This is a genomic window from Aeromonas fluvialis, assembly GCF_000819885.1.
GTDB classification, from domain to species: Bacteria; Pseudomonadota; Gammaproteobacteria; order Enterobacterales; family Aeromonadaceae; genus Aeromonas; species Aeromonas fluvialis.
In genome coordinates this window covers 56,708-76,280 of the sequence record NZ_CDBO01000011.1, presented here as the reverse complement: position 1 = coordinate 76,280, position 19,573 = coordinate 56,708, and the positions used below count along the sequence as shown (strand labels likewise).

The following is a 19,573-nucleotide window of genomic DNA, read 5'->3' as shown; positions in this document are numbered from 1 at the left end:
GTGGCACTCCCGCACATCGAGATCCGCCCATACCCCGTGTATGTGGCAGGATCCAGAGACCCCTACCAGTTTCACTATCTGATCGAGATTGAGAATCTGGGGCCCGGCCCGGTGCAACTGCTGCACCGGCGCTGGCTCATCACCGATGCCAATGGCAAGATGTTGGAAGTGGCAGGCTCTGGCGTGGTCGGGGAGCAACCCGTCATTGCCGAAGGGGAGACCTACCGCTACCAGAGCGGCGTGCCGCTGGCGACCCCGCTTGGGGTGATGGAAGGGAGCTATACCCTGCAAGATGGCTCTGGCCAGCAGTTCGAGGCACCCATCGCCCCCTTCACGCTGGCCATCCCCAATATTATCAACTGAGGTTTCATGGCGAACTGTTTTGTCGGTGACATCCAGGGCTGTTACGACGACTTGCGCCGTCTGCTGGATCTTGCTGCGTTCGATCCCGATCAAGATGTACTTTGGCTCTGCGGCGACCTGGTCGCCCGCGGCCCGGACTCCCTCAATACCCTGCGGTTTGTCAAAGGACTGGGCAACCGGGCCGTCACCGTGCTCGGCAACCACGACCTGCACCTGCTGGCGGTCGCCAATGGCGTTGCGCCGCTAAAGAAGAAAGACAAGCTGCAAAGCCTGATGGATGCGCCGGATCGGGACGAGCTGCTGGAGTGGCTGCGCCACCGACCGCTGTTGGCCGAGCATCCGGAGCTGCCCATCATGATGGTCCATGCCGGCATCTCCCCGGCGTGGGACGCCCGCACCGCCCGCAACTGCGCCCGCGAGGTAGAGAGCCTGCTGCGCGGCGATCAGTACCTGTGGCTGCTGCACAACATGTATGGCGATCAGCCGGATGGCTGGCAGGATGATCTGGTCGGCATTGACCGCTACCGCTACATCATCAACACCTTCACCCGGATGCGCTTCTGCTATTTCGACGGTCGTCTCGACTTCAAATGCAAGAAGGGGCCCAAGGAGTCGACCCCGGGGCTGCGCCCCTGGTTCGAACAGCGCGAACACCACGTGGATGACCCCATTCTGGTGTTCGGCCACTGGGCGGCGCTGATGGGCAACACTGGTAAGAGCGATATCAAGGCACTCGATACCGGCTGCGTCTGGGGCAACAGCCTGACCCTGTGGCGTTATGAAGATGATGCCCTGATCGCCACCCCCTGCCCGGTTCACGCCAGCTAGGGAGTGCACAGCACTCTGGCGGTATCTACCGAACCGATTGCCAAGACTCGCTCCAATAACAAAGCCCGGCGACCTGCCGGGCTTGCTGTTTCTTGTTCCCGGTTTTCCGGGTGGATGAGATCACAGCTTGCGCCCCAGCCGTTTCTCGATCTGGCGCCGCTCCCAATCCGGCCCAAACATCTTGAAAGGCTGGAACAGATTAACAGCATGGGATAGCAGTCCCAGCCCCCACCCCAGCGCTGGCCACCAGGCCCAGATATAGTCCGGATTGCTCAGGTAATTGATGACAAACAGCCCACAGATCACCAGCAGATAGCTGGTCATGTGGAAATAGAAACCCTTGAGTGCCTCCACATAACGCATGGCTGCCCGCTCTTCGATAGATACCTGCAATGCATCCTGACCCATAGTGTCGCTTCCTCTCATCTCGTGCTCCTGTTGCCGTGTGCCGTCAAGTTGCGCCACATCAAGCTCGAAGACCGAGGCCAGGGCCTTTAGAGATTCCAGTCCGGGTTGCTGCCCCTGCTCGATCCGCTGGATAGTGCGGACACTCAAACCAGTCATTGTCGCCAACTGATCCTGGGACCAACCCCGTTGCAATCTCAACTTCCTGACGATCATCGCGAACTCCTTGTGGTCATTGACAGGGCCAGCATAGGGCTTGGGCTGCGAAAGGTGACACGACAGATGGCCGACATCAACCTGACAACTCTTTCAAATCAATTAGTTGAACAAACATAAAGAGATATAAGGTCAAGCTCTGGCACACATGCAGATGTGTCCGGATGTGTAATCACAGGCTCTGCATCAGCTCTGCGGCAATCTCGAAAGAGCGCAGCCGCGCCTGATGAGCGACGATCGGGCCATTGAACATCAGCTCATCGGCACGGGTTTCCGCCAGCAGCGCCTTGAGACCGTGGCGAACCTGCTCAGGGTCGCCCACCAGAGAGCGGGCCATCGCCATCAGCTCACGGGGTGTCCACTCGTCGCCAAACTAGACTACCGGTGCAGGCAGTTTGCCCGCATCACCACGATGAAGGGGCAGGAACTGCTGCTGCACTGTGGTGAACTGGAAGCGGGCCTCCCGCTCGCTGTCGGCGGCAATCATGTTGATGCAAACCACCGCATGGGGCTTGGGCCAGCGGGCAGAGGCCGCCCGCCCCGATCTGCAGTGTGGTGGTGGCCTCGGCCAGATGACCGATCAGCACCGAGGTGGCGGTACTGGCAATGCCCGGCATGTTGTGATGTTCGGCCAGCCAGTAGCGCTGGTAACCCCAACCCTCGGCATGGCGGGCAAGATCCCGCGAACGGCGAAACGACTCGGCAGGCACGGAACCCTCGGTAACCGGCACCAGATCGAGCACAGAATAAGGGCTGGCAGACATGGGGCACCCCATTATTACACATTTCAACAACATACGGGCAACGTAGCATAATATACCTGAATGACACCCCACCCTGAAATACCCCATGGCTACCCAGCCTGAGCAATAAAGTCCCATCGGGAGCCGGATCTAAACTTGCTGATATTCCTGTCCCGATCGCTGTGTTTTTTGCCGTACTGCGAGCACACTGATATGGGCCATTACGGCCATCTCCCATGGGACAAGGATCCGTCCATGACAAAGAGAATGCTCAATAGAAAACCGTTTTACGTGCACATTGCCACGCTCTTCATTCTGCTGTTCAGCGTGCTGGGGGGAGTCCTCATCATGCTGCAGTTTCATCAGGGCATGCAGCAGGGGCTGGAACACGAGCGACAGCGCTTCCTGCAATACCGGGAACAACTGGCGCTGGCCTTCAAGTTGCATCAGCAACCGGCGCGCATGTCGCTGAGCCTGCTGAGCCGTGGTCAGCTGGCCGCGATGACCAGCCTAGATGCTCGCCTCGGCTACCTACCCCAGCTGGCCGAAGTGCTGGCCAACAGCGCCAGTTATGGTGCCATCTATGCCGGTTACGAGAACGGTGATTTCTTTCTGGTTCGCAAAGTGACCGACAGAGCCAGGGGTCGGCTGGACAACCCCCCACCCGCTAGCCACCTGCTGGTACAGAGCCTGAGTCAAGGCCAGGGTGAATACCTCTATTTCGACAAGCAGCTACAGCTGCTCGAACGTCGACTCATGCCGGACTACCAGTTTGATCCCCACAGCCGCCACTGGTACAAGGAGGCGCGCTTGCGCACCGGCCTCATCGTCACCCAGCTCTATCTCTTCTTCACCACCAAGGAGCCGGGCATTACGCTGGCAGTGGAGAGCGACGATCGCCGGGCGGTGCTCGGACTGGATGCCGGGGTGGAGGGGCTCTCCTCCCTCATCGGTGCTCTGCCCCTACCCAGTCATGGGCAACTGGTGCTGTTCGACGAGCTTGGTACTCTGCTGGCTACCGATCCGACACGACTGCCAAGCTTCGAGCAATTGACCAGATTGCCCACGCTGTCGGTACTCAAGAACCCCATATTGACCCAGTTGCAGCAACAAATCGCAATCCATCCCCCCCTGTTGCACGGGCCGACCGAGCTGACCCTGAGCGCAGAGGATCGCCGTGAGTGGTTGGTCAACCTCTCCCCCCTGGAAGAGGGCTCTCCCTTCTACATTGCCCTGCTGATGCCAGCGGACACCCTCACCAAGCCAGCCCTGAACGAGGCCCTAACAAACCTCTCCTGGGCCCTTGTCGGCTTGCTGTTGCAACTGCCTGTCATCTGGCTGGTGGCGAGGCGTACCGCGGCGCCCTTGCTGGCACTGACCCATGAGGCGGAGCGTATCCAGCACTTCGATTTTGGCGAGAGCAAGTGGCCTGATTCGTCAATCCGCGAGATCGACGATCTGGCCCGCATCATGTCCAGCATGCGGCAAACCCTCGGCAATTTCATGAGCATGGGGCGAGCACTGGCGGCCGAACACCGCTTCGACTCCCTGCTCAGTCGCATCTTGCACGAGACGATCTCGGCGGCGCAGGCGGAAGGGGGTTGTCTCTATCTGGCGCAAGACACGCACATGACGGCGGTACAGGCCATCTGGCGGCAGCAGCCCCTGGACTGTGAGCAGGTGCACTGGCAGGAGGCGTTGCACGGTCGTCTCTATCATACCGAGCGCCTCAGCCTGCCCCTCGATGTCGACCAGTGGCAGCAATATCTGGCCGACTGGGGCCCCTTCCCGGGTCCCCGCCAGTTGCTGGCAGAGCCGCTGTACAATCAGCGCCAGGAGCTGATCGGCTACCTGTTGCTGATCCTGCCAAGCTGCTCATCACAGGAGCTGACGTCACGGATCAGCCTGATCGAGGCGCTGGCGGGCATGTCAGCCTCCGCCATCGAGAACCAGCGTCTGCTGGAAGAGCAGAAAAAGTTGCTGGAGGCCTTTATCGAGCTGATCGCGGGGGCCATCGATGCCAAGAGCCCCTATACCGGTGGTCACTGCCAGCGCGTCCCCAAGCTGACCAGGATGCTGACGGAGGCGGCCTGCGCCCAGCAGCAGGGACCCTTCAGCGAGTTCAGCCTCAACGAAGAGGAGTGGGAAGCCATCCATATCGCGAGCTGGCTGCACGACTGCGGCAAGGTCACTACACCGGAGTTCGTGGTCGACAAGGCCACCAAACTGGAGACGATCTACGACCGGATCCACGAGATCCGAACCCGTTTCGAGGTGCTTAAGCGAGATGCCTATATCGAGGCGCTGGCGGCCCGCTTGCCGGAGCAAGAGAGGGTGGCGAGCCAGGAAGCGGTGGCTCAGACTTGGTCAACCTTGGATCAGGAGTTTGCCTTCGTCGCCGAGTGCAACTTGGGAGGAGAATGGATGGCACCGGAGAAACTGGAGCGGCTCGATGCCATCGCCAACCGCACCTGGTTGCGCACCTTGGATGACCGCCTCGGCATCAGCCAGGAAGAGCTCAAGCGACGCCAAGCAGAGCCCGCCGCGATCCTGCCCTGTCTAGAACCCTTGCTGGCCGACAAACCGGAGCACCTCATCCCTCACCCCGGCCATGACAATCTGGCGCTAAACAACCCCTGGGGGTTCAAGGTCAAGGTCCCGACTCACCTCTACAATCGGGGGGAGCGCTACAACCTCGCCATCAGCCGTGGCACCCTCACCGAGGAGGAGCGCTACAAGATCAACGATCATATCATCCAGACCATCCGCATGCTGGAGCGGCTCCCTTTCCCCCGCCACCTGCGCAAGGTGCCGGAGATCGCGGGCAGCCATCATGAACGGATGGACGGCAAGGGCTATCCATATCAGTTGCAGGGGGCACAGATGAGCATCCCGGCCCGCATCATGGCCATCGCCGACATCTTCGAGGCGCTGACCGCCAACGACCGCCCCTATAAGGTAGGTAAAACGGTATCCCAGTCGCTGACCATCATGAGACAGATGGTGCAGGATCAGCACATCGATCCGGCCCTGTTTATCCTGTTCGTCGACAGCGACATCTGGCGGGAGTATGCCGAGTGTTTCCTGGCGCCGGAACAGCTGGACGAAGTGAACAGCCAGGCTCTATTGGCGGAGCTAGCCTAGCCGGCGCCCATAAAAAAAAACGGTCAACCTGGGTTGACCGTTTTGACACCCGAGTCAGGGACTCAGAACAGCAGGTGTGCCACCCCGGCGATCACAGGCAGAGTGACCAGGGTGCGCAGCAAGAAGATGACGAACAACTCCCACAGCTTGACCGGGATCTTGCTGCCCAGCAGCAGAGCGCCCACTTCGGACATATAGATCAGCTGGGTCACCGACATGGCGGCGATGACGAAGCGGGTCATCTCGCTCTCGATGGTGGAGGCCAGCACGGCCGGAATAAACATGTCGGCAAAACCGATCATAATGGTCTTGGATGCGGCTTCCGCCTCCGGCAGTTGCAGCAGTTCCAGCAACGGAACAAACGGCGCGCCCAGCCAATTAAAGACCTGGGTGTGCTCGGCCAGCATCAGGGCACAGGTACCGATCGCCATCACCACCGGCAACACGCCAAACACCATATCCAGCGCATTCTTCACCCCTTCCCGCGCCACGGCGCCAAGATCGGTAACGCTCTCGGCCTTGGTCAGCGCACGCTCGAAGCCATAGCTCATCACACTGTGCTGATGCGGCACCGCTTCCTGCTTGCGGCACAAGGGCGTGCCATCGGCATAGATGTCCTTTTTCCAGCACAGTGGCGGCAGACGCGGTACCACGATGGCGGCGACCACACCCGCCAGACAGACGGTCAGATAGAAGGGAACGAACATGTGCTCCAGCTTCACCTGGGAGATAACCACCAGACAGAAGGTGATGGAGACGGCGGAGAAGGTGGTACCAATAACCGCGGCTTCACGCTGGGTATAAAACTTCCCTTCGTACTGCTTGCTGGTCAGCAGGATGCCCACGCTGCCATCGCCGAGCCAGGAGGCAAAGCAATCCACGGCGGAGCGACCCGGCAGGCGAAATACCGGACGCATGATACGGGTCATCATGGTGCCGACGAACTCCAGCAGCCCGAAATCGAGCAGCAATGGCAGCAGCAGGCCGGCGAAGATGAAGACCGAGAACAGCACTGGCAGCAGATCGTTGAGCACCAGACCACCGGTCGCACCGGAATAGAGCACCTCTGGTCCCGCCTGGAAGAAGGTGAGCAGGACGAAAATACCGCCCAAAACCCGCACGCTGGCCCAGAAGGGAGAGACATTGAACAGGCTGTTGAGGAAGGGTCGACGCACCAGAATCGCGGGCTTGAACAACCAGGTAATCAGCGTCATCAACATGGTGGTGGTGATCGCGGCGCTGACCATGGCGACCAGATAGTCGGCAAATACGCGCTGAACCAGCTTGGCCAGCACGGCCACCGGAATGGTGACGTTGCCGTCATAGACGACCGGCGTCATGAACAGCAAGATCCCGATCAGTGACGGGATTAGAAACATCAACAAGTTACGGCGGGTATTGACCGCAGGTGCTTCGAGACTCTTTTCCAACATGATATGACTGCCTTAATGTTACTTTTCCCTAGCCTGGCCAAACTGCGTATTCATGCATTAGCCAGCAAAACGGCCGCAAGAATACTCTAAAAAAATGCACAAACAAGCCCTTAATCGATAAATCTGCGCATAAATATTTTATCAGGTAAACCTTCCATCAAAACAACAAGATATAGCGGCGCATATCGATTCAATCGACATCGACAGATGATTGTTTCGTTATTGTTAATTTTGGTAGGCAGTATAATCGGTTATCAGTGGCAGGCAATAAGTAGCATCACAAACATACCTAATGAGTTGCTGCTCGATAGACATAAAAAAACCGGAGCCTGTTCAGGCTCCGGTTTTCAATGAGAGTGACGGGGATCAGTCACGGACGTAGATGACTTCAACGCCATCATCTTCGTCGTCATCCCAATCATCATCGTCGAGCCCTTCGTCAAAGGCCATGGAGGCGGCCAGCGCATCCGCTTCTGCCTTGGCTAACTGGTTCTTGTGGTAGTCGTCCCACTTGAACTCGACCTTCTCGATGGCCTCTTTGGCATCTTCTGCCAGTTGACGCGGCATGGTGTCCAGCAGGTCCAGAATGTCATAGCAGACTTTCTTGGTCCCTTCCTTGCTGATAGCAGTGATGGCGTAGACCGGGCCTTCATGGTTCAGGGCCGCCTTGACGCGATCCATCACTTCCTGGGCTTCTTCTTCCAGGATCAGGTCCATCTTGTTGAACACCAACCAGCGCGGCTTGCCTGCCAGCTCGGGGCTGTACTTCTCCAGCTCCCGGACGATCGTCACGGCATTTTCAGCCGGATCCGACTCATCCACCGGGCAGATATCCACCAGATGGATCAGCACGCGGCAACGCTCGAGGTGCTTGAGAAAACGGATACCAAGGCCTGCGCCTTCGGCGGCACCCTCGATCAGACCCGGGATATCGGCGATCACGAAGGAGCGGGAGTTCTCACCACGCACCACGCCCAGGTTCGGCACCAAAGTAGTGAAGGGGTAATCGGCCACTTTTGGGCGGGCCGCAGAGACGGCGCGAATAAAGGTAGATTTGCCTGCGTTGGGCAGACCCAGCATACCGACGTCGGCCAGCAGCAGCAGCTCCAGCTTCAGGGTACGCACTTCACCCGGGGTACCGTTACTCTTCTGGCGCGGAGCACGGTTGACCGAGCTCTTGAAGCGAGTATTGCCCAGACCATGGAAACCGCCTTTGGCAACCATCAGTTTCTGGCCATGGCTGGTCAGGTCGCCCAAACGTTCACCGGTATCTTCATCGCTGGCGCGGGTACCGACCGGTACGCGCAGGACCTTGTCCTTGCCACGATGCCCGGTACAGTTGGCACTGCGACCATTTTCTCCACGCTCGGCAGCATGGAAACGCTCAAAACGGTAGTCGATCAGGGTGTTGAGGTTTTCATCTGCCAGCAGATAAACATCACCACCATCGCCGCCGTCACCACCGTCCGGACCACCGTTAGGAACATACAATTCCCGACGGAAGCTGACACAACCGTTACCACCGTCACCGGCATCGACTCGAATCTGGACTTCATCAACAAACTTCATAGGTAACCGTCACCTTAATTCGAAAAACCGATACGCAATTATAGTGGTACAGACCCCTGCGGGCGATACGCATCTTGCCAATCATGCTCATCAGAGCCAACGTCAGCTGCGTTCCGTTTTTTCGTCAACGACATCAGAAAGACGTCAGAAAAACAAAAGCCCCGCCTGTTGGCGGGGCTTCGGATCCTTGCGGTCCGTAATTACTCAGCAATGATGCTTACGTACTTACGATTCAGCGGACCTTTAACTTCAAACAGGATCTTGCCAGTCGCTTTCGCGTACAGGGTGTGATCGGTGCCCAGACCAACGTTGTTGCCAGCGTGGAACTTGGTGCCACGCTGACGAACGATGATGCTACCAGCCAGAACTGTTTCGCCGCCGAAACGCTTCACGCCCAGGCGTTTAGCTTCAGAATCGCGACCGTTGCGGGATGAACCGCCAGCTTTTTTGTGTGCCATTTATCGGACTCCTCTAATTAAGCGCTGATGCCAGTGATTTTGACTTCAGTGAACCACTGACGGTGGCCCGCTTGCTTACGATGGTGCTTACGACGACGGAACTTGACGATAGTCACTTTCTCGCCACGGCCGTGAGCCACAACTTCAGCTACAACCTTGCCACCTTCAACGAAAGGAGCACCTACTTTAAAAGTGTCGCCTGCAGCAACCATCAGAACTTCGTTGAAGTCGATGGTAGCGCCAGTCTCAACGTTCAGCTTTTCCAGACGAACGATTTGACCTTCGGCCACACGGTGTTGTTTTCCGCCGCTTTGGAATACCGCGTACATTTGATTAACTCCGTAAAGGCATGTCTTTTGCTCAAGGCTAGACATGCACAAAAACCTATAACAATGGGCGGGCATTCTACGCAAATCGATTTGCTCAGGCAAGGCCAATTTAGCAAAAAGTTTATTTTGTGCGCATATCTGCCGCCGTGAATAAACGCCTAACTGTAACCCATTGTGAAATCGTGTAGAATCCCTGCCATTACTAAAATCGCAGTTCTTGCTGCTGTCACGTTACGAGACTTATGGACCAACAGACTATCCGTGCGCTCTGTGCCGCCGACATGACGGCGGTCAATGAACTGATCCTGGCCCGACTCCAGTCCGACGTTAGTCTGATCAATCAGCTGGGTTTCTACATTGTCAGCGCCGGCGGGAAACGGATGCGCCCCATGCTGACCGTGATGGCTGCGCGTGCGCTGGGCTATGAGGGTGAGGATCACCTGAAACTGGCCGCCATCATCGAATTCATTCATACCTCTACCCTGCTGCATGATGACGTGGTCGACGAATCCGACCTGCGCCGCGGCCGGGAGACCGCCAACGCCATGTTTGGCAATGCCGCCAGCGTGCTGGTCGGTGACTACCTCTATAGCCGCTCCTTCCAGATGATGGCCGAACTCTCCAATCTGCGAGTGATGGAGATCCTCTCGGATGCCACCAACACCATCGCCGAGGGGGAAGTGTTGCAGCTGATGAACTGCAACGATCCGGACACCACCGAAGAGAGCTACATGACGGTCATCTACTGCAAGACCGCCAAGCTGTTCGAGGCCGCCACCCGGCTCGCCGCCGTGCTGACCCATCAGCCCGAGCCCGTCGAGCAGGCCATGACCGATTACGGCAAGTATCTGGGCACCGCGTTCCAGATCATCGATGACGTGATGGACTACTGCTCCCAGAGTGAAGAGATGGGCAAGAACGTCGGTGACGATCTGGCCGAAGGCAAACCGACCCTGCCGCTGCTGCGCGCCATGGAAGTGGGCACGCCGGAAGAGCGCCAGCGGGTGCGCGATGCCATCGAGCACCGCAACGGTATGGAACATCTTGAGCAGATCCTCGGCATTCTCGACCGCACCGGTGCGCTGGAATACTCCCGCATGCGGGCCCGGGAAGAGGCTGACAAGGCGATTGCCGCCCTCGCCATCCTGCCGGACTCCCAGCACAAGCAGGCACTCGAGACCCTGGCCCATATGGCGGTCCAGCGCAGCGCCTGAGTCACAGGGTCAGATACAATAAAAAAGAGGCCGGATGGCCTCATTTTTTATTGTCTGTTGGGGCAGGCGTAACAGCGCCCACCGTCAGGCTCAACGACTCATCATCCAGAGGATCACCGCACCAGCCACCACCAGCGAACCGCCGATACGGCGCAGCTGCTCCGCGGGCTGGTCACTCAGCAGACGCAGCATCTGCTGCCAGGCTCTTGGCATCAACAGCGGACCGAGCCCTTCAAACAGCAGCAGCAATCCCAACCCCGTCAGTATGGATGTCAGCATCAGGCCTCCTTCAATACAGCAAGCTACCCAGAGTATCCACCAGGTGGCGTTGGCAGCAAAACAAAAGGGTCTGACAATGCAGACCCTTTGAATGTAACCCTGTGGCGATTACTGCTTGGTGCCGTTAGGTGACTTGAGGTAGCGGAAGAACTCGCTGTCCGGCTTCAACACCATCAGGTCGTTGCCACCGGCAAAGCTCTTGCGATAGGCCTCCATGCTACGCACGAAGCTGAAAAACTCGGGGTCTTTCTTGTAGCTGTCGGCATAGATCTTGGCGGCTTCGGCATCCCCTTCACCACGCAGTTGACGCGCGTTACTCTCGGCATCGGCGATCATAACGGTCACCTTGCGGTCGATATCGGCACGCAGGATTTCAGCCTGCTCACGACCCTGAGAGCGATGCTCACGGGCTACCGCAGTCCGCTCGGCACGCATCCGCTGATAGATGGAGCTGGAGACTTCCAACGGCAAGTTGATCTGCTTGATCCGTACATCAACCACCTTGATGCCCAGCTCGGAGGAGCGTGCCATCTTCATCAGGGCATCTTCCATCACGGTACTGCGCTCACCGGAAACGATATCCTTGATGGTGCGGTTACCGATCTCGGAACGCAGCCCGTTGTTGATTTTACGCTTGAGCAGATCTTCAGCCTGGATCTTGTTGCCACCACCGGTTGCCAAGTAGTACTTGGAGAAGTCTTCGATCTTCCACTTCACATAGGAGTCGATGATCAGATCCTTCTTCTCGGACGTGACGAAGCGATCCGCCTGGCCTTCCAGCGTCTGGATGCGAGCATCCATCTTGCGAACCTGGTCGATGAGCGGCACCTTGAAGTGCAGACCCGGCTCGTAAAGACGGGGCTCACCTGAGTCAATACGCTTCACCTTGCCAAATTGCACCACGATCCCTTTCTGCCCTTCATTCACAATAAAGACAGAAGAGAAACAGACCATGGCCGCGACAGCGATTGCACCAATAGCTAACTTTTTCATCTATCAGTTTCTCCCTGAGCTGAAACGGTCACCGCCACGCAGCGGGGTCGGTGTAGAGTTGGCCCCTTCGTTGGACGGAGGCGTCTGTTCAACCACCGGAGTACCTGCCGGACGAGCCGGTTGTACTGCATTCGCTTTGCCAGAGAGCTTGTCGAGCGGCAGATAGATCATGCTGTTGTTGCCAGCCGGCATGTCGACCACCACCTTGTTGGCTTGCTGATAGAGCTCTTCCATCGTTTCCAGATAGATACGCTCACGGGTCAGCTCGGGGGCAGCCTGATACTGGGGCAGCAGCTCGTTGAAACGGGCAACTTCACCCTGGGCCTTCAGCACGATCTGTGACTTGTAAGCTTCCGCTTCCTGCTCCAGACGCTTGACGGAACCGCGCGCCTTCGGCTCGACTTCACGGGCATAGGCTTCCGCTTCACGAATGAAGCGCTGCTCATCTTCCTGAGCGGAAATGGCGTCATCGAAGGCGTCTTTCACCTCTTCCGGCGGACGAGCCGGCAAGAAGTTGACGTCCACGATCTGCAGACCCATCTGGTAGGGCTCGATGATGCCATCGATCACCTGCCAGGTCTCCTGACGGACTTTTTCCCGACCCGTGGTCAGTACGTCATCCATCTTGGTGTGACCCACTACGTAACGCAGGGCACTATCGGTCGCCTGACTCAGGCTCTCGTCAGCATTGGTTACGCTGAACAGATACTGCTCCGGGTTGACGACGCGGTACTGCACGTCCATCTCGACCCGCACCACGTTTTCATCCTGAGTCAGCATGAAACCGGAGGCCGGCAGGGAGCGTACCGATTCGACGTCTACCGGAATGACCTGATCGATAAAGGTCGGCTTCCAGCGCAAGCCCGGATCCACATTATGGGAGTACTCCCCAAAACGCAGCACCACGCCTCGCTCGGCTTCACGAATGGTGTAGAAGCCGCTGACGACCCACACCACCACGGCTACCACCAGCGCGATGGAGAGACCAAAGCGACCGATATCGCCGCCAGACTTGCCGCCACCCAGCAAGCCACCGAAACGGCGACTCACCTTGCGCAGCATTTCATCCAGATCAGGGGGGCCCTGATTCTTGCCGTTATTCCCCCAAGGGTCACGGTCTTTGCCGTTGTTACCAGGCTCATTCCAAGCCATCAGCGTCTCCATTAATACTTGCGGATGGAAATCATCTCTACCGGACCTTCATCGTTGATGAAGCCTGTCAGCATTCACAGACGAATCAATGTCTGATAGAGCGTTGTAAAATCTCACCTTCCTGTTTCACGAGGCGGTTCCAGTCGGCCACTTGCAAGCGGACTTCCAGCACGAAATCACCCTCCTCGCTAAAACCTTCCTGCTCAATCCCTTTCAACTGATAGAGCGCACTGCGCAATCTCGCGGCAGAAGGAGGCAACTGCAGGGTGTGATGCACCATGGAGCCAGCCAGCAATTCGGTCAGCGCCGTAAACAGATGCTCACACCCTTCACCGGTCTGGGCCGACAACCAGACGCGCAACGGGCGCCCCTCGTCATCTCGCTCCAGACCCGTCGGACGATCCGCCAGCTTGTCGATCTTGTTGCAGATCATCAGCTGGGGACGGTCATCGGCTTCAATCTCAGCCAACACCTGCTGCACGGAGTCGATATTCTCCTGCATCTGCTCATCGGCACAATCCACCACATGCAGCAGCAGATCCGCTTCACGGGTCTCCTGCAGGGTCGCCTTGAAGGCCGCGACCAGATCATGGGGCAAGTGTCGAATAAATCCAACTGTATCCGCCAAAATCACATCACCCACATCCCGGATCACCAGTTTACGCAGGGTGGGATCCAGAGTTGCGAACAATTGGTCGGCAGCATACACGCTGGCAGCTGTAAGTTGGTTGAACAAAGTGGACTTTCCGGCGTTGGTATAACCAACCAGTGACACCGTCGGCACTTCGTTGCGGTTGCGGGCGCGGCGTCCCTGCTCCCGCTGCTTGGCCACCTTGTCGAGCCGACGCAAAATCGCCTTGATGCGTTCCCGCAACAGACGTCGGTCAGTTTCAAGCTGGGTTTCACCCGGGCCACGCAGACCGATCCCGCCTTTTTGACGCTCAAGGTGGGTCCAGCCTCGCACCAGACGAGTAGAAAGATGGCGCAACTGGGCCAGTTCGACCTGCAGTTTACCTTCGTGGGTACGAGCACGCTGGGCAAAGATATCGAGGATCAGGCCGGTTCGGTCCACCACCCGGCACTGGAACAGACGCTCCAGGTTACGCTCCTGGGCGGGGGTCAGGGCATGGTTGAAGATCACCACGTCCGCCGCCAGCATCTGGACTTGGGACGCGATCTCTTCAGCCTTGCCACTGCCGACAAAAAACTTGGCACTGGGCGCACTGCGGCTGGTGGTGACCACCCCCAGTGCATTGACGCCGGCCGAGCTCACCAGCATTTTGAGCTCTTCCAGATCCTCCCGCTCACCCTCATCACTGAAGTTGACATGCACCAGGACGGCCTGTTCGCCAGCTTCATAACGGTCAAACAAGCGCTTGCTCCTTAACAGGAATCATGATGAATCTGAGTTGACGAGTAGACTCGCCCAGGGATATCACGCCTCGGCATCACCCTGTTCATCCGCCGCACCACCCGGAGCTGGTTGGTGATGATTGACGGCACGGGCCGGTACGACGGTCGAGATGGCGTGCTTGTAAACCATCTGGCTCACGGTGTTTTTCAGCAGAATCACAAACTGGTCAAAAGACTCGATCTGACCTTGCAGTTTGATGCCGTTCACCAAATAGATAGAAACAGGAATCCGCTCACGGCGCAGCGCATTCAAAAACGGGTCTTGGAGAGATTGCCCCTTAGCCATTTTTCTTTTCCTTATAGTTTGTTGTTTTTAAACACCGAATATCAATATAACAACCTGATTATACAGGGAGTGTCAAGCTGCACCAGCGCGAGCAAGCACGCGGTCGAGATTGCCAGACTCACCAGATTCCAACCAGGTTACCTCGGGCCAGCCGCGCAACCAGGTCATCTGTCGTTTTGCCAATTGGCGTGTGGCAACAATGCCACGATAACGCATCTCATCATACCCCACTTCGCCGCCCAGGTAGTCCCACATTTGGCGATAACCCACGCAGCGAATGGAGGGGAGATCCAGGTGCAGATCGCCACGCGCCATCAGCGCACGCACCTCCTGCTCAAAGCCACCTTGCAGCATCTTGTCAAAGCGCTGTTCAATACGCTGGTGCAGCACGGCGCGATCACTTGGCGCAATGGCAAACTGCTGCACCCGATAGGGCAACCCCTCACCTTGCACCTGCGTCAGCTCGGTGAGTGTCTTGCCGCTGATGCGGTAGACCTCCAGAGCCCGGCTGAGGCGCTGCGGATCATTGGGATGGATCCGTGCCCCGGCGACCGGATCGATGCGCACCAGCTCATCGTGCAGCGCCTGCCAACCGAGGCGGGCCGCCTCTTCTTCAATCCCGGCACGAATGACGGGATCGGCGGAAGGCAGCGGGGACAATCCCTCCAGCAACGCCTTGAAATAGAGCATGGTGCCACCGACCAGCAGCGGAATGCGGCCACGGTCGGCGATCTCTTTCATCTCCCGCAGGGCATCCTTGCAAAAATCGGCCGCCGAATAGCTCATGGCCGGGTCGAGAATGTCGATCAACCGGTGTGGCGCCAACGCCAGCTCCTCGGCGGTCGGTTTGGCCGTGCCGATATCCATGCCACGATAGATCAGCGCCGAATCGACGCTGATGATGTCGCAGGGCAATGTCTGGCACAGTTTAATGGCGAGATCCGTCTTGCCGGAGGCCGTCGGCCCCATCAGAAAAATTGCGGTCGGCAAGTCACTCGCCATGTTCAAACTCCTCCAGCACGGTCGCCAGCGAAAGCGGGCGCACCATACGCATGTCACCAAGCTGGTCACTGAAATCAGTCACAAGTTCCGTCAGCAGACGACTGGCAGTTGAAAAATCGTATATCTTCTCGCGGCTTATCCCCTGCTCCACCAGCCATTGGCATAATACTTCAGCCTGCTGACCAGCATCACTGTCAGATCCGCCCTCGATAATTTGCAGCAATTCGGGTAACAGACGCACCAGATCGGTCTGGCGCAGCAGAGCCGGCACCCGAGTCAGGATCATGGTGTCGCGCCCCCCGCTTTTCAACTCCAGCCCCATCCGTTTCAGCAAACGTTCCTGCTCGGTCACCAGCGCGATCAAATTCTTCGGCAGCTTGAAGGAGACCGGCAGCAGCAAGGGCTGGGCCGCCAGTCCCTGGCCCCAAGCCTCCAGCAGCCAGTGGCGCAGCAGCACCCGCTCGGCGCGCACCAGCGAGAGCAGCTCCAACTGATTATCCCGCTCTATCAACAGATAGGCCTGATCCACCAACGTCAGGGCGCGACATTCCCCCTGTCTGGATGGCGCCGCAGTGGCAGCAGGCTGCGCGGGAGCGGGGGCAGCCTCAGCCGCCGCTGCGATGGGCAGCGTAGTGAGCAGGGCTCCCATGCCGCGCATCGCCTCCCGGCTCGTCGGCTCGGGGGGTTGGTAGTTGCTGGCGCGCACCGCGCCTTCCCGCACCTGCGCAGGAGCCCGATAGCTGTGCTCGGCACCGTACCACTCAGGGCGTGGCGCCTGACCTGGGTACTCTATTTGCGGACTGCCCGGCAGCTCGACCAGCGTTTCGGCCAACGGCGCTTCCTGATGGGCGGCAGTCGCCCCTTTACGGCGCAACGCCGTAAACAACGCCTGAAAGATGAAATCATGCACCAGCCGTGCCTGATGGAAGCGCACCTCGTGCTTGGCCGGGTGAACGTTGACATCCACCTGACGGGGATCCAGCTCGATATAGAGCACATAGGCGGCAAAGCGGTCGGCAGGCAGCAACTCGTCATAGGCCTGACGAATGGCGTGGTTGATGAGCTTGTCGCGCATCATCCGGCCGTTGACATAGGTGTATTGCAGATCGTTTTGCGGTCTTGCCCCCTCCGGAGTCGCCAGCCAGCCCCACAGCCGCACATCGCTGTGCTCGCTCTCCACCGCCAGCGCATGATGCATGAAGGGGGTTCCGCAGACGGCGGCGAGGCGGCGCTCCTGCTCCGGCACGGTATTGGCGGCCTTGTACTGGCGCACCACCTTGCCGTTGTGGCGCAGGATCAGGGTGGCATCGAAGCGGGAGAGCGCGATGCGGCGCACCAGCTCGTCGATATGGGCAAACTCGGTCTTTTCGCTGCGCATGAACTTGCGCCGCGCCGGGGTATTGAAGAAGAGATCCACCACCTCCACGGTGGTGCCCACCGGATGGGCGGCCGGCTTGATGGTGACGCTCATCTCGCGCCCTTCCGCCTGCGCCTGCCAGGCTTCGGACTGCTCAGCGGTGCGGGAGGTGAAGGTGAGGCGGGAAACCGAGCTGATGGAGGCGAGCGCCTCGCCGCGAAACCCCAGGCTGTTGATCCCCTCCAGATCGTCCAGCGTGGCCACCTTGGAGGTCGCATGACGCGACAGGGCCAGCACCAGCTCATCCTTGGCGACGCCACAACCGTTGTCACGGATGCGGATCAGCTTGGCGCCCCCCTTGTCGATGTCGATCTCGACCCGGTCTGCCCCCGCATCCAGGCTGTTTTCCACCAGCTCTTTCACCACAGAAGAGGGCCGCTCCACCACCTCTCCGGCTGCAATCTGGTTGGCCAGGATCGGGGGTAATATACGGATCGGCATCACTTACTCCTGAATTTCAATCTTGCGGATGATGAGCCCCTTAACTGTCCAGAAGGGCAGCTCAACCCCCTCTCCGCCAGCCGGAATCTGGTTGGCCAGAATCAGGGGTAATATACGGATCGGCATCACTTGCTCCTGAATTTCAATCCTGCGGATAGTATTCGCTAACACAGGGAGCGGCATCGCCCGCTCCCGCAGGTCAGTTTTGGGGAATGTAGAGCACCTGCCCGACCTGGATATTGCGCGACTTGAGCTTGTTGATCTCTACCAGCCGAGCCTGACTCACCCCATGTTTCTCGGCAAGGCGGGAGAGACTCTCCCCCCGCTTGACCACATGGCGGAGCATCTGCGACTTGTCGTCACTGCGAACGGCGGCTGCTCGGCTCTGGCCCTGCTGGGGGATATAGAGGGTCTGGCCGATCTGAATATCCCGGCTGCGCAGTTGGTTAATATCGACCAGGGTGGACTGACTCACTCCATGCTTTTCGGCAAGGCGGGAGAGGCTCTCGCCCCGCTTGACCACATGGCGGAGCATTCGCGATTTGTCATAGTCCCCCACACTGCTGACCGGCGCACCGGACTCCTGCGCTGCCGCCGAGTAAGGCTTGATCACCCCGGCGCCAGAACCGGTCGCCCCACTGCCGTCACGAGTCGTGGCAGGCATCTTGTTGGTCACCACCGGCTGCGACTGTAGCTGCCTGGGCTGGCTCACCGGCTGCGAGGCGACCGGCGCGGGCCGTGTGGCAGCGGCAGGCCTGCTCGCCTGCCCCTTGCCGGTCAGCATGGCCCCCTTGGTCGGGTTGGCACGGTAGTAGTTGCGGATCCCCTCGAAGATGGCACGGGCCAGCTGGTCCTGATAGCTGGCGGTGGCCAGTAGCTTCTCTTCCGCATGGTTGGAGATAAAACCGGTCTCCACCAGCACGGAGGGAATATCCGGCGCCTTCAGCACTGCCAGACTGGCGTGCTCCGGCGCTTTCTTGTGTAGTCGGGCGACCTTGCCCATGGAGCGCAGGATCTGGCGGCTGACGTCATACCCTTCGGCACGGGACTTGTCCATGGAGAGGTCGAGAAAGGTCTGCGCCAGATAGGGGTTAGGATCGGATTCCGCCAATACCTTGCCTACCCCGCCCAGTAGCTCGCCCTGCTTCTCCTGCTTCTCCAGCCAACTGCCCATCTCGCGGTTGGCACGGTTGGTCGAGAGCACCCAGACCGAGGCGCCGCGCGGGGTGGAGTTATGGAAGCTGTCGGCGTGGACCGACACCAGCAGATCCGCCTTGGCCTTGCGGGCAATCTCGGAGCGCTTGTTGAGGTCGACGAAGTAGTCGCCACGACGGGTCAGCACGGCACGCATTCCCGGCTCACGGTCGATCAGTGCGGCCAGTTTCTGGGAGACCGCCAGCGTTACCCGCTTCTCATAGGTACGACGCGGTCCGATGGAGCCCGGGTCTTCCCCGCCGTGACCCGGGTCGATGGCAATGACCACTCCCTTGCCCTTGCCACCAACGGGCGTGGCTTGCACCACAGCCGCCGAGCGCTTCTCTTCATAGGGCAGGTCGATCACCAGACGGTGGCCATAAGGGCCGGCAGGCGCTAGCGGAAAGACCACCGGCTTGATGGCGGAGCTGAGATCCAGCACCAGCCGCAGGCCCCCCTTCTCCAGCGGCGTGCTCTCACGAACCTTGCGCACCAGTTCGCTGTTGTTCTCGATCCGGGCCAAATTGGCGGTATTGGTTGCCCCTTTCAGATCGATCACCAATCGATCGGGGCCAGCCAAGGTAAAGTAGTTGTAATTGGGGGCACTGCTCATATCGAGCACCACCCGGGTGTTATCCGGTGATGGCCAGATTCGTACGCTCTTGAGCTGATTCGCCCAAGAGGGTAACGCCAT

Annotated in this window: 18 protein-coding genes and 1 pseudogene; 4 read left to right on the top strand and 15 right to left on the bottom strand. The window is 58.8% G+C overall.

Going from position 1 to position 19,573, the window contains the following annotated elements; all coding sequences use genetic code 11:
* Entirely contained in the window at nucleotides 1-363 is a 363-nt protein-coding gene (apaG, locus tag BN1125_RS02455) for a Co2+/Mg2+ efflux protein ApaG (protein WP_042010481.1), read from the top strand.
* Between the two features lie 6 nt (nucleotides 364-369).
* Nucleotides 370-1,191, top strand: coding sequence for a symmetrical bis(5'-nucleosyl)-tetraphosphatase (locus tag BN1125_RS02450; RefSeq protein WP_042010479.1), 822 nt, complete (start codon nucleotides 370-372; stop codon nucleotides 1,189-1,191).
* 120 nt (nucleotides 1,192-1,311) lie between these two features.
* Here the strand turns inward: BN1125_RS02450 and BN1125_RS02445 are convergent, their stop codons facing one another.
* Together BN1125_RS02445 and BN1125_RS02440 are read right to left on the bottom strand one after the other, a co-directional pair.
* Entirely contained in the window at nucleotides 1,312-1,812 is a 501-nt protein-coding gene (locus BN1125_RS02445) for a 2TM domain-containing protein (protein ID WP_042010478.1), read from the bottom strand.
* 172 nt (nucleotides 1,813-1,984) lie between these two features.
* Nucleotides 1,985-2,576, bottom strand: a pseudogene (locus BN1125_RS02440) (LLM class flavin-dependent oxidoreductase).
* Between the two features lie 234 nt (nucleotides 2,577-2,810).
* Here BN1125_RS02440 and BN1125_RS02435 point away from each other — a divergent pair.
* Nucleotides 2,811-5,699, top strand: a complete 2,889-nt coding sequence (locus tag BN1125_RS02435) for an HD domain-containing phosphohydrolase (RefSeq protein ID WP_042010476.1) — start codon at nucleotides 2,811-2,813, stop codon at nucleotides 5,697-5,699.
* A 62-nt stretch (nucleotides 5,700-5,761) separates the two neighbouring features.
* Here BN1125_RS02435 and BN1125_RS02430 read toward each other — a convergent pair whose 3' ends face one another.
* The 4 genes from BN1125_RS02430 to rplU all read right to left on the bottom strand — a co-directional run bounded on the left by BN1125_RS02430 (nucleotide 5,762) and on the right by rplU (nucleotide 9,488).
* Nucleotides 5,762-7,132 carry a YjiH family protein gene (locus tag BN1125_RS02430; protein ID WP_042010474.1) on the bottom strand — a complete coding sequence of 457 codons (1,371 nt, stop codon included), beginning with the start codon at nucleotides 7,130-7,132 and terminating at the stop codon, nucleotides 5,762-5,764.
* Nucleotides 7,133-7,498: 366 nt separating this feature from the next.
* On the bottom strand, nucleotides 7,499-8,701 hold the full coding sequence (gene cgtA / locus BN1125_RS02425) for an Obg family GTPase CgtA (RefSeq protein WP_042010472.1): 1,203 nt from the start codon (nucleotides 8,699-8,701) through the stop codon (nucleotides 7,499-7,501).
* 200 nt (nucleotides 8,702-8,901) lie between these two features.
* Nucleotides 8,902-9,159 (bottom strand): 50S ribosomal protein L27, encoded by a 258-nt coding sequence (rpmA, locus tag BN1125_RS02420; RefSeq protein WP_042010470.1) that lies wholly within the window; start codon nucleotides 9,157-9,159, stop codon nucleotides 8,902-8,904.
* A gap of 17 nt (nucleotides 9,160-9,176) precedes the next feature.
* Entirely contained in the window at nucleotides 9,177-9,488 is a 312-nt protein-coding gene (gene rplU / locus BN1125_RS02415) for a 50S ribosomal protein L21 (protein ID WP_005304210.1), read from the bottom strand.
* 242 nt (nucleotides 9,489-9,730) lie between these two features.
* Here rplU and ispB point away from each other — a divergent pair, with 242 nt between their 5' ends.
* Nucleotides 9,731-10,702 carry an octaprenyl diphosphate synthase gene (gene ispB / locus BN1125_RS02410; RefSeq protein ID WP_042010468.1) on the top strand — a complete coding sequence of 324 codons (972 nt, stop codon included), beginning with the start codon at nucleotides 9,731-9,733 and terminating at the stop codon, nucleotides 10,700-10,702.
* A 90-nt stretch (nucleotides 10,703-10,792) separates the two neighbouring features.
* Here ispB and BN1125_RS02405 read toward each other — a convergent pair whose 3' ends face one another.
* The 9 genes from BN1125_RS02405 to BN1125_RS02365 form a co-directional block, all read right to left on the bottom strand.
* Nucleotides 10,793-10,981: a DUF2065 domain-containing protein gene (locus BN1125_RS02405; protein ID WP_042010467.1), complete on the bottom strand. Its 189-nt coding sequence runs from the start codon at nucleotides 10,979-10,981 to the stop codon at nucleotides 10,793-10,795.
* Nucleotides 10,982-11,089: 108 nt separating this feature from the next.
* Complete coding sequence (gene hflC / locus BN1125_RS02400; RefSeq protein ID WP_042010465.1) at nucleotides 11,090-11,974, bottom strand: protease modulator HflC; 885 nt, start codon at nucleotides 11,972-11,974, stop codon at nucleotides 11,090-11,092.
* A 3-nt stretch (nucleotides 11,975-11,977) separates the two neighbouring features.
* Nucleotides 11,978-13,126 carry an FtsH protease activity modulator HflK gene (gene hflK / locus BN1125_RS02395; RefSeq protein WP_042010463.1) on the bottom strand — a complete coding sequence of 383 codons (1,149 nt, stop codon included), beginning with the start codon at nucleotides 13,124-13,126 and terminating at the stop codon, nucleotides 11,978-11,980.
* An 85-nt stretch (nucleotides 13,127-13,211) separates the two neighbouring features.
* A complete protein-coding gene (hflX, locus tag BN1125_RS02390) occupies nucleotides 13,212-14,498 on the bottom strand; it encodes a ribosome rescue GTPase HflX (RefSeq protein WP_042010461.1) in 1,287 nt (428 codons plus the stop codon).
* 63 nt (nucleotides 14,499-14,561) lie between these two features.
* Nucleotides 14,562-14,825 (bottom strand): RNA chaperone Hfq, encoded by a 264-nt coding sequence (gene hfq / locus BN1125_RS02385; protein ID WP_040096149.1) that lies wholly within the window; start codon nucleotides 14,823-14,825, stop codon nucleotides 14,562-14,564.
* 72 nt (nucleotides 14,826-14,897) lie between these two features.
* Entirely contained in the window at nucleotides 14,898-15,827 is a 930-nt protein-coding gene (miaA, locus tag BN1125_RS02380; RefSeq protein ID WP_084202232.1) for a tRNA (adenosine(37)-N6)-dimethylallyltransferase MiaA, read from the bottom strand.
* Nucleotides 15,817-17,685 carry a DNA mismatch repair endonuclease MutL gene (gene mutL, locus BN1125_RS02375; protein ID WP_042010460.1) on the bottom strand — a complete coding sequence of 623 codons (1,869 nt, stop codon included), beginning with the start codon at nucleotides 17,683-17,685 and terminating at the stop codon, nucleotides 15,817-15,819. The genes miaA and mutL overlap by 11 nt, the downstream gene beginning before the upstream one ends.
* Nucleotides 17,686-17,688: 3 nt before the next feature.
* Nucleotides 17,689-17,811: a hypothetical protein gene (locus tag BN1125_RS19645; RefSeq protein WP_280136058.1), complete on the bottom strand. Its 123-nt coding sequence runs from the start codon at nucleotides 17,809-17,811 to the stop codon at nucleotides 17,689-17,691.
* Between the two features lie 73 nt (nucleotides 17,812-17,884).
* Entirely contained in the window at nucleotides 17,885-19,573 is a 1,689-nt protein-coding gene (locus BN1125_RS02365; protein ID WP_042010457.1) for an N-acetylmuramoyl-L-alanine amidase, read from the bottom strand.

Excerpts from the sequence above, each read along its gene's own strand:
- BN1125_RS02450 (WP_042010479.1), top strand. The coding sequence starts at position 370 with ATGGCGAACTGTTTTGTCGGTGACATCCAGGGCTGTTACGACGACTTG.
- BN1125_RS02445 (WP_042010478.1), bottom strand. The coding sequence starts at position 1,812 with ATGATCGTCAGGAAGTTGAGATTGCAACGGGGTTGGTCCCAGGATCAG.
- BN1125_RS02435 (WP_042010476.1), top strand. The coding sequence starts at position 2,811 with ATGACAAAGAGAATGCTCAATAGAAAACCGTTTTACGTGCACATTGCC.
- BN1125_RS02430 (WP_042010474.1), bottom strand. The coding sequence starts at position 7,132 with ATGTTGGAAAAGAGTCTCGAAGCACCTGCGGTCAATACCCGCCGTAAC.
- cgtA (WP_042010472.1), bottom strand. The coding sequence starts at position 8,701 with ATGAAGTTTGTTGATGAAGTCCAGATTCGAGTCGATGCCGGTGACGGT.
- rpmA (WP_042010470.1), bottom strand. The coding sequence starts at position 9,159 with ATGGCACACAAAAAAGCTGGCGGTTCATCCCGCAACGGTCGCGATTCT.
- rplU (WP_005304210.1), bottom strand. The coding sequence starts at position 9,488 with ATGTACGCGGTATTCCAAAGCGGCGGAAAACAACACCGTGTGGCCGAA.
- ispB (WP_042010468.1), top strand. The coding sequence starts at position 9,731 with ATGGACCAACAGACTATCCGTGCGCTCTGTGCCGCCGACATGACGGCG.
- BN1125_RS02405 (WP_042010467.1), bottom strand. The coding sequence starts at position 10,981 with ATGCTGACATCCATACTGACGGGGTTGGGATTGCTGCTGCTGTTTGAA.
- hflC (WP_042010465.1), bottom strand. The coding sequence starts at position 11,974 with ATGAAAAAGTTAGCTATTGGTGCAATCGCTGTCGCGGCCATGGTCTGT.
- hflK (WP_042010463.1), bottom strand. The coding sequence starts at position 13,126 with ATGGCTTGGAATGAGCCTGGTAACAACGGCAAAGACCGTGACCCTTGG.
- hfq (WP_040096149.1), bottom strand. The coding sequence starts at position 14,825 with ATGGCTAAGGGGCAATCTCTCCAAGACCCGTTTTTGAATGCGCTGCGC.
- miaA (WP_084202232.1), bottom strand. The coding sequence starts at position 15,827 with ATGGCGAGTGACTTGCCGACCGCAATTTTTCTGATGGGGCCGACGGCC.
- mutL (WP_042010460.1), bottom strand. The coding sequence starts at position 17,685 with ATGCCGATCCGTATATTACCCCCGATCCTGGCCAACCAGATTGCAGCC.
- BN1125_RS19645 (WP_280136058.1), bottom strand. The coding sequence starts at position 17,811 with ATGCCGATCCGTATATTACCCCTGATTCTGGCCAACCAGATTCCGGCT.
- BN1125_RS02365 (WP_042010457.1), bottom strand. The coding sequence starts at position 19,573 with ATGGCGTTACCCTCTTGGGCGAATCAGCTCAAGAGCGTACGAATCTGG.